This window comes from Okeania sp. SIO3B5, assembly GCF_010692555.1.
GTDB lineage: Bacteria > Cyanobacteriota > Cyanobacteriia > Cyanobacteriales > Microcoleaceae > Okeania.
The window spans coordinates 1-13,092 of sequence record NZ_JAAHHG010000280.1 but is presented as its reverse complement, the minus strand read 5'-3'; the positions used below and the strand labels follow the sequence as shown (position 1 = coordinate 13,092).

Sequence of the window (13,092 nt, the reverse complement as noted above, 5' to 3'; positions counted from 1 at the left end):
AAAGAGCAAGGTTATGGTTTTCCTCGCTTTAAAAACAAGTACAGAATGCGGTCTTTTGTATTCCCTCAGTTTAAAAATAATCCCATCTCGAACGAGTATATAAAACTACCCCAAATTGGATTAGTTCGGGTGAGATTATCTAGACCAATACCAGAAGGATTTAAACTGAAACAGGTGAGGGTTGTCAGACGAGCAAGTGGGTATTTTGCCATGTTATCCTTGCAAAGTCCCGTCAGTGTTCCGGATACCCCTGCTTCAGGACATCCGTTAGGAATTGATATTGGACTTGATAAATTCTTAGCAACCTCTGATGGTGAATTGATTGAACGTCCAAAGTTTTTAAGCCAACTACAAAGCGAGTTAAAATTACTGCAACGTAGATTAAAGTTAAAATCTAAGGGATCGGCAAATCGACATAAACTTAACCAAAAGATAGCAAGACTTCATCAAAAAATCTCAGACATCCGAAAAGACTTTCACTTTAAGCTAGCTCATCATTTGTGTGACCAAGCAGGAATGATATTTGTGGAAGACCTAGATTTTAGAACCTGGGCCAAAGGAATGTTAACTAGCTATCAGCTATCAGCTATCAGCTATCAGCCTAAAAATTTGTGCTTATGTAATGATATCTGGCAAGCAGAGCATTCCAGAGTGTCCAAGCTTGGGTAAAACATCCCCGACAGGCAAGCAAGTCGTTTAATGTTAGGAGGGGTTGCGCATCCCTTCCGCGCCAAGCTGACCGCTGATTGCTGAAGTGCTGACCGCTTTATAGGTAAACATACTTTAGATGCAGGGTTCGGTCAGTTTTTCAATATATTGGCTTGGGTATGTAGGAAACGAGGAGTTTATTTTGGCAAGGTAGACTACAGATATACGAGTCAAATTTGTCCAAATTGTGGAGCGCATACAGGTAAAAAAGATTTGTCTGAACGTATCCATAAATGTCCTGAATGCCAATACGAAATCAACCGGGATGTGGCAGCAGCAAAAGTGATTTGTCATCGAGGTATTACTGCGGTCGGGCAGATCGTAGCATAAATTGACTGTGTAGGCGTACTGTCGGGGGCTGGCAACAGTCTAGATAAGTGCCACTCAAGCAGTAACCCTAAATCGTGAGGTTTGGGAATCCCTCGTTATAATCTTTGATTTAACGGGAGAGGATGTCAAAGGTCTGGTCGCCTTCAAAGTCGTGAATAGCAGTTTTGATAGTTTGACCGGAAGTTTTGTCAGGGCAAACTGCGTGTACTGTGTGACCGACCATTTGTAATGCTTGAAAAGGTACCATTACTTCATAGTCTTCTACATAGTCGCCTACCAGCATCAGAATTTTTTTTGCTGCCATATTTCTAACTCTTCTTAATTATTGATTTTACTAATTAAAGCTTCTATAATTATGAATCTTAATGGCTCAATTGTGAAATACTAATATTCTCAAGGAAGAATTCAGGAGTCAGAATGGATATTCTATTCGACTAACTAAAAGCTGCTGTAGTATTATTAATCATTCTGATTTAATGAGTTAGAATATAAAAATTATATCGATAGTGGTTTATCTTGGCCTAGATGAACAGTTTTTATATTTTAGGCCATCTCAAGAGGGGTCAAGCAAATTGTAGAAACGTTCTATAAAACTCCCCTAGAAAGGTAAGCATTCAGCTATTAGCATTCAGCTATCAGCTTTTTCAAGAATCAAGCAAAGACTAAGATTAGCTGACAGAAATATTTCATTTCCTGCGGAATGCTGCGCAAACATATTTCACTTCTTGACTACTAATTCCTTCTTCCAAGATAATCAGTTAATAACTCATAGCTGATAGCTGATAGCTGACGGCTGAATGCTTACCTAAAAAGTCTATTTTTTTCTACTTTTAATTAGTAATTTTAATCCTTAAAACTAACAATTAGAGGTTATGTCAGCAGAAAATATTCAACTAACAATTACTCTATTTGACTCACAATTAGAAGAGGAAGAACTTCAAATAGATACCCAGAATATTTTGTCGGAAATTAAAAAAATTGATGGCTTTCAAAAAGCAGACTTAATGCCAATAGAAACAGCTCAACCTGGTGCTAAAAGTATAGGCGGTTTTTTAGTAAGAGTTCTCACAGCAGAAATTAATCCTAAAAACTTCAAAGCTTGAGTTAGATATTTAGGTAATAACCTCTATGGTAAGACTATTAAAATTAAGGCTAAAGGTAATGGTAGAGAGATAGATATAGAAATTAGTCGCCTAGAAGATTTGAATAAAGTTTTGACAGAAGTAGATAATTTTCTTAAAAGCTGAGGAGAATTTTTAATGGCAAAAATAGCTCTCCTGATTGGAGTTAGTGAATACCTCCCAGAATTTCCAGCTTTGCCTAGTGCGGTGAAAGATGTTGAGGCAATTAAGGAAGTTTTAGGGAATTCAGAAATGGGAGGTTTTGATGAAATTAATGTATTGAAAAATTCCCATCGTCAAGAGATAGAAGAAGCAATTTATGAATTGTTCGCTGACCGGAATAAGGATGATGTTCTACTTTTTTATTTTTCTGGTCATGGAGTCAAAAGTCGAGAGGGTAATCTATTTTTAGCTACTCCTAAAACTCGCAAAGGTCAACGGGAAATTGTCACACCAACTTCTGTTGCTGCTAGTTACCTGCAAGCTCAAATGAATAATAGTTTTTCCCAACGTCTTGTTGTTATTCTTGACTGTTGTTATAGCGGTGCATTTATTAAAGGAATGACTTCTAAAGGGGATGAAAATATAGATATTGAAGCTGAATTAGGTGGTAAAGGTAGGGCGATTTTGATGTCTTCTAATTCTATTCAAAGTTCTTTTGAATCAGAAGATTCGGAATTATCTATCTATACAAAATATCTAGTTGAAGGAATTAAAACAGGAGCAGCAGATACTGATAATAATGGCAAAATTTCGGCGGATGAATTACATCAATATGTGAGTGCCAAAGTACAAGAAGAATCTTCGGAAATGACTCCTCAACTTGCACCTGTGAAGGAGGGTTATCGAATTTATTTAGCACGTTCGCCACAGGATGATCCGAAGTTGAAGTATCGTCGAGAAGTGCAAGAAATATTGAGCAAAAATAATGGCAGCATAAGTTCACTCAATCATATTTTTTTGGAAGAGTTATGCAGAAGTCTGGGATTATCAAATCAGGAAGTTGAGGCAATTATAACTGAGGAAATGCAACCTTACTCATTGTTTCAAAACAAGTTAAAACGTTATGAAGATGCCTTAATTATAGCAGTTAAGGAAAGTTATCCTTTGACAAAAAATAACCGCAAAACTCTCCAGAAGTTTAAGTCACTTTTAGGGTTGAAAGATGAAGATGTTGAACTGATTGAAAAACGAATCATCTCCCAGTCATCGGAACTGCAATCTGATACTTTTGTCACGTCAGGAGTTATTAAAACTAAGCGTCAAAATGATGAAAATAAACGAACCATCCACCAGTCTTCTAAATCAAAAAATAATACTCTGTCAAATAGCAAAACAAAAAAATTACCTCCGGCGGTAAAAGAAAATCTCAGAAAAGCTCCTACTAATAGTTTCAAATTAAGGGCTAGTTTTGTAGCAGGAATTATTGGAGTAGGAGTAGTGGTAATTGCTATTTTTAAAGGAGTATCTTACCTATTAATCTCGGAACCATACATAGATAATACTCCAAATATAACAACACAAAAACCTATAAATCCAGACTATTCTACTTTAGAAAATCTACTAAAAGAAAAAAAATGGAAAGAAGCTGATCAGGAAACTTATAGGGTCATGCGAAAAGTAAGTAATACAGAAAAAGAAACTTATGTAAAAATAACTGATTTTCCATGTGAAGAACTTCGTGAAATAAACCAACTTTGGGTAAAACATAGTAATGGTATGTATGGTTTTTCTGTACAAGCTGACATCTATCGGAGTTTGGGTGGAAAAATAAATGAGTACAAGCCAGAACTATTGAATAAGTTGGCAGAAAAAGTAGGATGGCAAAACGTGAGTGTGTCAGACGGGAATCATTGCTCCTATCTATCGTTTAAGAGTGCGCCTAAAAAAGGACACCTTCCGGCAGTTGGAGGAGAGTGCCGTTGGATGAGTAATGAATGGATTCAAAGTCCACAGCGTTGTGGACTTTAATTAAAGTACAAGCTTTTCAGCCATCAACAGAAAAAAGTTTGTCTAATCTTTTGTAGAGTAAGCCAACGTGATTGTTGATGTTAATAGTAAATTAAGTGTAGTATTTACCAAGTCTACCCATAGTTTTGCATCTACACAGTCATTTGCTTTGTCAAGTCATTATTGAATAAAATTGTTTACTTAATTTTAGAGATGAGGATAATGATCAAGAATTTATCTAGATTTTTTTTACAGCGCTCAGACAAACAAAGAAACAATCAGGGAGTGACTTTGATTGAATTGTTAATAGTGGTTGTAATTATTACAATATTGTCAGCTATTGCCTTACCATCTTTTGTTAAAGTAGCGAAAGGAAAAGTAAAATGTTATTCAGGTACAGAACACTGCTATGAGTTTGTTTCTCGTCAATGGACTTGGACTAAAGCAAAAGTTCTGGCTGAAATTCGCTCTTTTGACATCCTCCCGACGCTGCTCTACGAGACAGCGCGGGATTCCCTAGCATCGCTGTTAGAGGCTTTTCTGTTTCTTAGCACCCGCCTTCCGAGATTTACTCTCCTCGGGTCTTACAGTCGCTCCACAGACTGACACTGCGAGTCCCGCAGCCAAAATATTTATCGAAGCGTTAACATCGCGGTCATGGTGACTACCACACTCTGGACAATCCCACTCTCTAACACTTAGAGGTAATTTTTCTACTACATAGCCACAATTAGAACAACGCTTAGAACTGGGAAAGTATCGATCAATCTTGATTAATTCCCGTCCATACCATTCAGCCTTGTATTCTAACTGTCTGACTAACTCTCCCCAGTTGGCATCACTTATTGCTTTGGCTAACTTATGGTTTTTAACCATATTCTTTACTGCTAAATCCTCAACCACAACAGTTTGATTTTCTTTGATTAGTTGAGTAGTCAGCTTATGGGTATAGTCTAGTCTTGAATCTTTAATTTTTGCGTGTATCCTAGCTACTTTAAGCCTAGCTTTTTGATAGTTATTAGAGCCCTTAGTTTTTCTCTTTAGAGACTTCTGAGCTAACCTCAGTTTCTTGTGTAATTTGTTTATATTTTTAGGGTTAGTAACTTTTTCTCCATCACTGGTAGTGACTAAACTGGTAATTCCGCGCGTCAATACCAACTTGTTTGGTTACTGGGTTCAGCTTTAAATCTCTAGGGTCATTGACTCTCAGATACACTGACCATCTCCCGGAGGGGTCAAGTTTTACGGTAATTGTACTTGGTACACAGTTTTGGGGTAGTTGCCTACTCCATCTGATGGGTAATGGTTCAGCACATTTAGCTAAATAGACTTGACCATCTTTCCACTTAAATGCAGACTTTGTAAACTCTGCACTACCACCATTACGCTTTTTCTTGAAGTTAGGATATTTGGCTCGTCCACTAAAGAAGTTGGTAAAAGCTGTTTGTAGATGTCTTAAACCTTGCTGCAATGGTACACTGCTTACTTCTGTGAGAAAATCTAAATCTTTCTGCTTTTTCCAGTTGGTAAGCATCGCAGAAGTTTGCTTATACCCTACTCGCTCTTGATTTTCATACCAAGCTTGAGTTCTAGCAGCTAAAGCTTTGTTGTAGATCAGTCGAACACACCCCAATGTTCTCCGCAACAAATTTTCCTGTTGCTTAGTAGGGTAAAATCTAAATTGGTACGCTTTTTCAACCATCTACTGCTGATTTGTTCAACAAAAACATTTTAACATATTTTGTGTGAAACCGCAACATTGATTGGTTTTCCCATCTCTCCGCTCCCCTGCGGGAGAGCGCGGGTCTTCAACCAACGTTGAGATAAAGGTTCACGGGGATATCTAGCAACTATTACCTCTCCAGGAGAACAAGATTTTATAGTTTCCAACTTTACTACTACCAGTTGGGGTGGATGGATCGGTGCAACTGATGCTGGAGAAGAAGGAGTGTGGCAGTGGGTAACAGGACCGGAAACTGGAACAGTATTTTGGGATAACGGTGAAGAAATTGGTTACAACAATTTTGCCACTAACCAACCGAATGATTTCAAAGGTCAAGAAGACTACGCTCATCTAGGATATTTTCAAAAGGACGCTTGGAATGACATAACCAATGACACCTCTGGAATTAAGAATGAAGACTATCAAGTAGTAGGTTATTACGTTGAGTATGGTGATTGACGACCAGGACTTGTACTAAAGGAAACTTCTACCTCAATCTAGTTGTTTGCAAATAAATCCGTTTCAGAGTATTAATATCCCTAGCTGAAATAGGAGGAGGTTCTGCCACCTGAGAATAATACATAACATCAGTTTTTTCAGGACTATGGCCCCAAATACCTAAAGCATGACCGAATTCGTGACGAGCAGCAGCAGGGAGATATTTACCTACTTGCATTGGACTCAACAAAATCACAAAACTCTGAGATAAAGTTCCGTTCTCATCTTGATGTAGCTGATAGCTAGTCTCCGCAGAACGCGCTCTTAATTTTCCGGGGGTTAAAGGAGGTCGTTTGTTAAAAATTTTGATATCGGCAATTTCTGGGTTGTCTACTATTTGCAAGGGTAAATAAGTATTCCATTCCCAGATAGCATCTATTACAATATTAGCCCATTCACGAGAGCGAGATACCTGTTGCAAGGAGTCAGGAGTTGATTTAACTGAACTAGAAAATAGGTTATTTTCTGATTTCTCAGTGTTTTGAGAAGATTCGACATAAACTTTAATGGGAAACTGCGACCAAATTAAATAACCTACATCCTGAACTTCAATGCGATCTAAATAATCACCGCTATTACTGGTGTCTTCCCATTTTGCCAAAGTTGCTGGTAAGGGGTGAGTTTTTAGAGTAGGTAAATCTTGAGCATTAACCTCTACATTAGGATTTGAAATCAAAAAAGAGAAAGCTAGCATCCAAACAGCAAAGCCAAGAAAAAATAAGCGCAAATAAACCGATACTATTCTGTTAACAAACATTTTAAGAAGGTGATAGGTTATGATTGACATCCTCCCGATGCTGCTATACGCGAGACAGCGCGGGATTCCCTAACATCACTGTTAGAGGCTTTCTGCTTCTTAGCACTTGCCCTCGGAGATTTACTCCCAGAAGGTCTTACAGTCGCTCCACAGACTGACACTGCGAGTCCCGCAGCCAAAATATTTATACTTGCTTAGATTTAATTGGTTGCTGAGATTGACTTTTTAGCTCTTTATTTGTTTCTTCATCCAGAACAGCAAGACGTTCTTTTATTTGATTACATCGCCTTTCTAAATTTTGCAGTTCTTTTTGTAAGCGTTCTTTTTCGACAACATTTTTATATACTGTTAAATATGTAGTTGCTTCCGAACGTTGATGCGGCATACTGCTAAGTTTTGGTGGAATTTTTCCACGTTTGGCTGAACGGTGCATAATATAATTTTTAGTTGAGTATTTGGTAGTTAGGATTTATGATTTATGAATTAATCATCTGAACTTCCATGTTTTAATTTTCTGGTTTTTAGAATTAAAATTGAAAGTAGCTCATGCTAAAAGTAAACTCTATTTTCCCACCGAGACACCACTAGGGAAAACTCTTTTTGGCAAGTTAGTTTAAACCCTAGTAGTAACACATCAAGCATTTCTAGATTTCCTGTGGCACTAAGCTTTGACCTCCACCGTTCAGGATTTCTATCCATGTTTGAAAGTCTAATGCTTTATACTCCTCAATTTTCTGACTAAGCATTTCTTTGAGTTGAGAAAAGGAAATTTCCACTCCTTTTAATTGAGCTTTTTTGTACTCTGTCAGAACTTCAATATAAGCAAAACCAATTACTAGCATGGATAGTGATATTGAACCCCCAGCTATTATTTCTTGGGCAATATCTTCAAAAGTATATTCTGCTATTTTTTCTAAAACCTCATCCATAGATAAAGTAATTAAAGTCAGATCGGTTCCTACGAAAAGCAACTCAGGAATTTGCTCATTTTTTAGCTCCAATTCAAATAAATATAAAAAGTGTACAAGCATTAATGTTTGAACTGCAACATCACTCAATTTTTTGCCTAACAATGGAATTGGTATAAAACCAGCAATTACAAATCCACTTCCCGCGTAGAGAAAAAGCGATATATAGGCAACCTTTTTCTTCAAATCAATATCTAATAAAGCGTTTATAAATGATTGTCTAGCTATCTCTGGGATTAGCTCAGTAGTTGTTTTAACTAAAGACTCTAACCCAGGAGTATCTAACTTAGGAGTATGTACTTGTTGGCTAATTTTCTCAACAACTTGCATCGGTTCAGTTCCTACTCTAATAATTTTTGGTAATTTTTGTTTCTTCAAGTAATGAAAGAATTCGTCGTTATATGCTTGTTTAGTTAAAACAATAATCATTTTTATTTCTTTTTCTATTAGTTCTTCAATCCACTTTTTTTCTTCTTCTTCAAGTCTACCAGTCCCTTCATTTATGCAGTACCATATACAATGAATATGTTCTTCTAGCTTCCGTTTTCGTTGCTCTTTAATCTTTTTAAAAACCTTTTGCTTGATTTTTTTGATATCTTTTCTTTCAATGCCAGGAGTATCATAAATTCTAAAATTATTGGCAGGAATTTCATAAGGTTTAATATCTTTAGTTACTGGTTCACCTACCCCTGTTTTAGCCAATTTATCTTTAAAAACTGCGTTAATTAATGTACTTTTTCCTACACCAGTTATGCCAGTTATTAAAATATTGCATTTGCTTTTACCAATTAATTGTCTGGCTTTTTGAATTTCTCTTTGTAATTTTTCTTCTTCAAAGTTCATAATTAATCAAAATCTAATACTTGACAGTTTAATTATAACCAAATTGACAATGTACCTACCACAAACAATCAACAAATCAAAATAAATAATTAGCTGCTCCTTTAATTTGTTCCATAGGTTCAATTGAACGAGGTAACATTGGCATACAAACAACTTCTGCTCCTGGAAATTTATCCCTAGGAACAACGCTATTAGAGCCTAAAGAATGGGCAGGATCGATAGAAACAGTTCTAATTTGACTGTCAGGATGTCGTTGTGCCATTTCCCAACCAATGCCAGCAGCTATAGTAGTTTTCCCTACGCCTCCTTTTCCGCCAATAATTAATAAACGTCTACCCTCTTCAATAAAGTCGGTAAAACTAGGAAGAAATTTTTCCGGCCATTTGATATCTAATGTCTCAGAAGTTGAGGGTAGTTGAGTTTCTGCTGGATAAATTTGGTCGATCAGATTTTCTAGGGCAGTTATACCTAAAGGTTCAGATTTTTGTTGGGGTATCAAATATACTGGTTTTTCTCCTGCCAGTTCCATAAACTGAGTAATTAACTTTCCTTGTTCCAGGTAGCGATCGCCACGACTATCCTTATCTATAACAATTTGATTCACAAAAATAGCACCGTAAGGAATTTTCAGATTTTCCAAAGAATCTAAAAATCTCCTGGTCTCCTGAAAACTCATAGGTTCGGGTAGTGCCATAACTAAACAAGCGGTATTAGGTGACTCTTGTAATAAATGACGACCTGCTGCTAATTCGTCCTTAAGATTTTGTAATGTTTCATCGGCTTCATCTGGTGTATACTTTACCGCGAAACTTTCTTTAATGTAACGATATTTCTGTTGAAAAAGTTCTAGGGAGTTGAGTAGGGTATCCAAAAAATCCATTAGTCGGAATAAGTTGAGAGTATGACCGCTGGGAGCCATATCTACTACTACTCGATTCACACACCCTACTACTACTGATATGTTAAAGAGTGAGTAGGGTGCTGTTAGCGAAGCGTAACGCACCCCTACTCCTATGAGATATCTCCAGAAAAGAGGGAAGTAGGGACCAGGGACCAGGGAAAAAGAATTGATGAATCAGAGTGGGATAATTGATTTGATTTTTTGAGATGTCTAATAAGCGAACGGCGCGATCGCGAATATTCTTAAATTCTCCTGCTTCAGTCACGGTAATAAATTGACTTCTGACTTCTGACTTCTGACTTATGACTTCAAATATATGTTACTAGGTTACAAAAACGGTTGAAAAAATGGGTTAGTGTTGAGGACGTGAAGTTAATAAGCTAGATAAAATCTACTTTTGGGCACATCTAATACCCCACTTAACAAATAAATAATGTTGACAATTATCGGTTGCGGTAATCTTAACCGTAGTGATGATGGGGTAGGAGTAATTATTGCTCAACGCCTACAGCAATATTTGACTGAACATCCTCATCCGAATGTCCGAGTTTATGACTGCGGTACTGCGGGAATGGAAGTGATGTTTCAGGCACGGGGAACTCAGCAATTAATTATTCTGGATGCTAGTGCTACAGATTCTGAACCAGGTGCAATATTTAAGGTGCCTAGTTCGGAGTTGGAAGCATTGCCAGAACCTAGTTATAGTTTGCATGATTTTCGTTGGGATAATGCTCTGGCGGTGGGTCGAAAAATCTTTCGGGAGGATTTTCCTGAAGATGTAATTGTCTATTTAATAGAAGCTGAAAATTTGGATTTTGGTCTAGAACTTTCTTCTGTAGTTCAGCGTTCTGCTGAGAAGGTTTTTCAAGAACTTATATCAACTTTAATTGATTAAGTATCTGTGCAAAATCAATTTAAAATTTTGGCATGAGGGAACAGGGAACAGAAAATATAACTGAGTAGTAAATATACAAATATTTTTGCCTATCTACTTAGTTATCAATGGCTGGAAGTTGTGAATCTAGGAGTTATAGGTTTGTATTTCTACCTTTTTATTCTTTCTCAACTTCAAAGGTTGCTTCTACCTTCCCCAAAATTAATGGCTGATAGCTAATAGCTGACGGCTGAATGCTTACCTTAATACAAGGAAATTATCATGGACGAACAAAGAACAGAACAATATTATGAATTAATTGATAAATTAGTGCAATGTCCTAATGGAAAAGAACCTGATGTTTTAGATGAAAATATTGAATTAGTTGATGCTGGTTTTGTGTCAGTTTTAATGCAAGTTGGTCAAGCACAAATTCATCATGGCAATCAAGATGGCGCTAAGTTTTTATTCCATCTTGCTCGTGAATTAGCTAAACAATTAGGATTATATCCTGACCCTGAAACTGCTGCAGCACCTGCCCAATAAGTAGATAATTAATGTTATGTTTTCTCAGACAGAAGCAGAAAAATTAGCCATTGATTTTTTGGGGAATGATTGGGAAATTTCCCAGGCAGAACAAGAGTGGTTTACTATTAGAAATACGAAACAAGAGCCTAATTGGTATATTGTGGAAGTAGCAATAGAAGGATATCCTGATTATTGGATTCTTCAGGTTTATGATACGGGTGAATGTGACCCTTGTTATACTTTTGTCTCTCCTTTAAGTGGTTCTCAAGATACAGATGATTTGCAGGAATTACCAGAATCTATTGCTAATATGATGAGCTTTGAGCGTAATTCACAAATGTCTCAAGCAGCAAAAGTTTGAGTTTAAAATAATAAATCAAGTTCGTTTTTGGGGAATATTAATAGTTGAAATTGATGATTTATTCTGATTTTTTTACTATTAATACACATCCATACGAGCTTGATTTTTTATATGCAGCAGTTTCCTAGTAGGTGAAGGTGGAGGGCAAGATAGGGAACAAACAAAAAATATTTACCCCTTGCTTTAGTTGTGGTCATGTAAAGGATATGCCTTTAAACATCAGAACTTATGACTGCCCAGAATGCGGTCTATCAATTGAGAGAGACTTGAATGCCTCAATTAATTTAAGAAATGCGGTCGGCTCGGTCGTTGATGCCTGTGGACGGAGTGCTGCCGACAGTTCCGGTGGAAGCAGGAAGTAAACATTAAAGTGTCACTAATTATGACGTTTTATATCGGTTTTATGAAGCAGCTTGTGGTAAAAGTCCAGAACTTAGTGCTATACAAGATTTATTGGTTTACTGCTTGCGTGGGTTGGCAGAAGTCAGACTCCGAGCAAAAGAATTAAACATTCCCACTAGAGAAATAGACGTTTTCATCTGTGAGTCAATATTTGCCACAATGACAAATGTTAACTTTAACAAAAAAAGTTTTGTTGAATATATCAAGCAGGCGATCGCTCACCGGGAAAACCTGAAAACAAAAATCCAAGAAACTAATACATCTATTCAATGGTCTGCTTTATCTAACTACCAACCAGACTATACAGAAAGCTTATCTCTCCAAGGTGAAAATGCTTCCCTGAAATTTATTACTCAGTCTGGCAGTAACGTTGATATATTCTCCCTAAAACTCACCGTTATTTACGGTATTAAAGGTGTTGCCTCTTAAAATTTCCATGCTCAGGAGTTGGGAGAAGAAGATGAAAAAATTTATGACTTCATCGCCGAAGCATTAGTTGCCTTGGATAACCCAGACCTTACCCTTGATGACTGGGTAAACCTAGCATTGAAAGTGGGAGAAATTAATCTCAAAACAATGGAACTTTTAGATGCAGGTCATAGTTACTAAATCTATAGAAAAATATTCCTTGACTTAGTTTTAATTAAGTGTTACCTTAACCGGATGAACTACAACACCCTCTATCCCATTGCTAAAAGCGTTTGGGACTGCTTTTCGTATCGGTGTTTAAACTTCCATTGACGCATTTCATTGTATTTGATACCATTTGAAGCTTTATAAAGTCCTCTTTTCACTCGTTTACCACGCTTATCTATGTTTCACACCTTTTTCATATACTGGTAAGTCGTCCCAGTCTAAAAAACTAGCTTTTGAAGTATAACTTTCTTCATTAATTATTACTTTGATTCCTACTAATTTGGCTTTGTATTTTAGTTGTTCAATTAACTTAAAAAAAGGAATTTGAACAAAATTTTGATTGTTTTTTTTGCCTAGATTTATGTCTTGTTTCCAGTTAGGATTATTTCCTATTACTAAAATTCCTATCTGGTTCTCTATCAGACGATTAATAATATATCTGCTAGTCTTATGCAAATAATCATCAATCTTTAAATTTCTTTTTGTCGATAA

The 13,092-nt window shown here is 36.6% G+C and carries 13 protein-coding genes and 5 pseudogenes; 11 read left to right on the top strand and 7 right to left on the bottom strand.

Going from position 1 to position 13,092, the window contains the following annotated elements:
• The coding region (locus F6K54_RS28235; protein WP_293085105.1) for a transposase at window positions 1-669 on the top strand (669 nt) is incomplete at its 5' end.
• A gap of 102 nt (window positions 670-771) precedes the next feature.
• Window positions 772-1,038 (top strand): annotated as a pseudogene (locus F6K54_RS28230) (RNA-guided endonuclease InsQ/TnpB family protein); the annotation flags it as partial.
• Window positions 1,039-1,165: 127 nt separating this feature from the next.
• On the opposite strand, the pseudogene F6K54_RS28225 reads toward F6K54_RS28230, so the two are convergent.
• A pseudogene (locus tag F6K54_RS28225) lies at window positions 1,166-1,342 on the bottom strand (DJ-1/PfpI family protein); the annotation flags it as partial.
• A 568-nt stretch (window positions 1,343-1,910) separates the two neighbouring features.
• Here F6K54_RS28225 and F6K54_RS28220 point away from each other — a divergent pair.
• From F6K54_RS28220 to F6K54_RS43880, 3 genes are all read left to right on the top strand, one after another.
• Window positions 1,911-2,141, top strand: a complete 231-nt coding sequence (locus F6K54_RS28220; protein WP_293085102.1) for a hypothetical protein — start codon at window positions 1,911-1,913, stop codon at window positions 2,139-2,141.
• 156 nt (window positions 2,142-2,297) lie between these two features.
• Entirely contained in the window at window positions 2,298-4,130 is a 1,833-nt protein-coding gene (locus F6K54_RS28215; protein WP_293085099.1) for a GUN4 domain-containing protein, read from the top strand.
• A gap of 192 nt (window positions 4,131-4,322) precedes the next feature.
• Window positions 4,323-4,715 carry a type IV pilin protein gene (locus F6K54_RS43880; RefSeq protein WP_375342010.1) on the top strand — a complete coding sequence of 131 codons (393 nt, stop codon included), beginning with the start codon at window positions 4,323-4,325 and terminating at the stop codon, window positions 4,713-4,715.
• Here F6K54_RS43880 and F6K54_RS28205 read toward each other — a convergent pair.
• Window positions 4,638-5,811 (bottom strand): annotated as a pseudogene (locus F6K54_RS28205) (RNA-guided endonuclease InsQ/TnpB family protein). The gene F6K54_RS43880 and the pseudogene F6K54_RS28205 sit on opposite strands and share 78 nt — an antisense overlap.
• A 141-nt stretch (window positions 5,812-5,952) precedes the next feature.
• On the opposite strand from F6K54_RS28205, the pseudogene F6K54_RS28200 reads away from it, so the two are divergent.
• A pseudogene (locus tag F6K54_RS28200) lies at window positions 5,953-6,291 on the top strand (lectin-like protein); the annotation flags it as partial.
• A 28-nt stretch (window positions 6,292-6,319) separates the two neighbouring features.
• Here the strand turns inward: F6K54_RS28200 and F6K54_RS28195 are convergent.
• From F6K54_RS28195 to F6K54_RS28180, 4 genes are all read right to left on the bottom strand, one after another.
• Window positions 6,320-7,087, bottom strand: a complete 768-nt coding sequence (locus F6K54_RS28195; RefSeq protein WP_293085093.1) for a matrixin family metalloprotease — start codon at window positions 7,085-7,087, stop codon at window positions 6,320-6,322.
• A gap of 184 nt (window positions 7,088-7,271) precedes the next feature.
• Window positions 7,272-7,520 carry a hypothetical protein gene (locus F6K54_RS28190; RefSeq protein ID WP_293085090.1) on the bottom strand — a complete coding sequence of 83 codons (249 nt, stop codon included), beginning with the start codon at window positions 7,518-7,520 and terminating at the stop codon, window positions 7,272-7,274.
• Window positions 7,521-7,731: 211 nt separating this feature from the next.
• Window positions 7,732-8,898 carry a GTPase gene (locus F6K54_RS28185; protein WP_293085087.1) on the bottom strand — a complete coding sequence of 389 codons (1,167 nt, stop codon included), beginning with the start codon at window positions 8,896-8,898 and terminating at the stop codon, window positions 7,732-7,734.
• 76 nt (window positions 8,899-8,974) lie between these two features.
• Window positions 8,975-9,838, bottom strand: a complete 864-nt coding sequence (locus F6K54_RS28180) for an ArsA-related P-loop ATPase (RefSeq protein ID WP_293085084.1) — start codon at window positions 9,836-9,838, stop codon at window positions 8,975-8,977.
• Window positions 9,839-10,232: 394 nt separating this feature from the next.
• Here F6K54_RS28180 and F6K54_RS28175 point away from each other — a divergent pair, with 394 nt between their 5' ends.
• From F6K54_RS28175 to F6K54_RS28155, 5 genes and pseudogenes are all read left to right on the top strand, one after another.
• Window positions 10,233-10,694 (top strand): hydrogenase maturation protease, encoded by a 462-nt coding sequence (locus F6K54_RS28175; protein ID WP_293085081.1) that lies wholly within the window; start codon window positions 10,233-10,235, stop codon window positions 10,692-10,694.
• 261 nt (window positions 10,695-10,955) lie between these two features.
• Window positions 10,956-11,219, top strand: a complete 264-nt coding sequence (locus F6K54_RS28170; RefSeq protein ID WP_293085078.1) for a hypothetical protein — start codon at window positions 10,956-10,958, stop codon at window positions 11,217-11,219.
• A 16-nt stretch (window positions 11,220-11,235) separates the two neighbouring features.
• Window positions 11,236-11,562 carry a hypothetical protein gene (locus tag F6K54_RS28165; protein ID WP_293085075.1) on the top strand — a complete coding sequence of 109 codons (327 nt, stop codon included), beginning with the start codon at window positions 11,236-11,238 and terminating at the stop codon, window positions 11,560-11,562.
• Window positions 11,563-11,693: 131 nt separating this feature from the next.
• Complete coding sequence (locus F6K54_RS28160) at window positions 11,694-11,924, top strand: zinc ribbon domain-containing protein (RefSeq protein WP_366558254.1); 231 nt, start codon at window positions 11,694-11,696, stop codon at window positions 11,922-11,924.
• Window positions 11,925-11,985: 61 nt separating this feature from the next.
• Window positions 11,986-12,573, top strand: a pseudogene (locus tag F6K54_RS28155) (hydroxylamine reductase); the annotation flags it as partial.
• Between the two features lie 198 nt (window positions 12,574-12,771).
• Here F6K54_RS28155 and F6K54_RS28150 read toward each other — a convergent pair.
• On the bottom strand, window positions 12,772-13,092 hold a 321-nt coding region (locus F6K54_RS28150), incomplete at its 5' end, for an IS200/IS605 family accessory protein TnpB-related protein (RefSeq protein WP_293085072.1).

What these genes read in the sequence shown, in the direction of transcription:
- F6K54_RS28215 (WP_293085099.1), top strand. Translation starts at nt 2,298, where the DNA reads ATGGCAAAAATAGCTCTCCTGATTGGAGTTAGTGAATACCTCCCAGAA.
- F6K54_RS43880 (WP_375342010.1), top strand. Translation starts at nt 4,323, where the DNA reads ATGAGGATAATGATCAAGAATTTATCTAGATTTTTTTTACAGCGCTCA.
- F6K54_RS28220 (WP_293085102.1), top strand. Translation starts at nt 1,911, where the DNA reads ATGTCAGCAGAAAATATTCAACTAACAATTACTCTATTTGACTCACAA.
- F6K54_RS28190 (WP_293085090.1), bottom strand. Translation starts at nt 7,520, where the DNA reads ATGCACCGTTCAGCCAAACGTGGAAAAATTCCACCAAAACTTAGCAGT.
- F6K54_RS28165 (WP_293085075.1), top strand. Translation starts at nt 11,236, where the DNA reads ATGTTTTCTCAGACAGAAGCAGAAAAATTAGCCATTGATTTTTTGGGG.
- F6K54_RS28185 (WP_293085087.1), bottom strand. Translation starts at nt 8,898, where the DNA reads ATGAACTTTGAAGAAGAAAAATTACAAAGAGAAATTCAAAAAGCCAGA.
- F6K54_RS28175 (WP_293085081.1), top strand. Translation starts at nt 10,233, where the DNA reads ATGTTGACAATTATCGGTTGCGGTAATCTTAACCGTAGTGATGATGGG.
- F6K54_RS28195 (WP_293085093.1), bottom strand. Translation starts at nt 7,087, where the DNA reads ATGTTTGTTAACAGAATAGTATCGGTTTATTTGCGCTTATTTTTTCTT.
- F6K54_RS28170 (WP_293085078.1), top strand. Translation starts at nt 10,956, where the DNA reads ATGGACGAACAAAGAACAGAACAATATTATGAATTAATTGATAAATTA.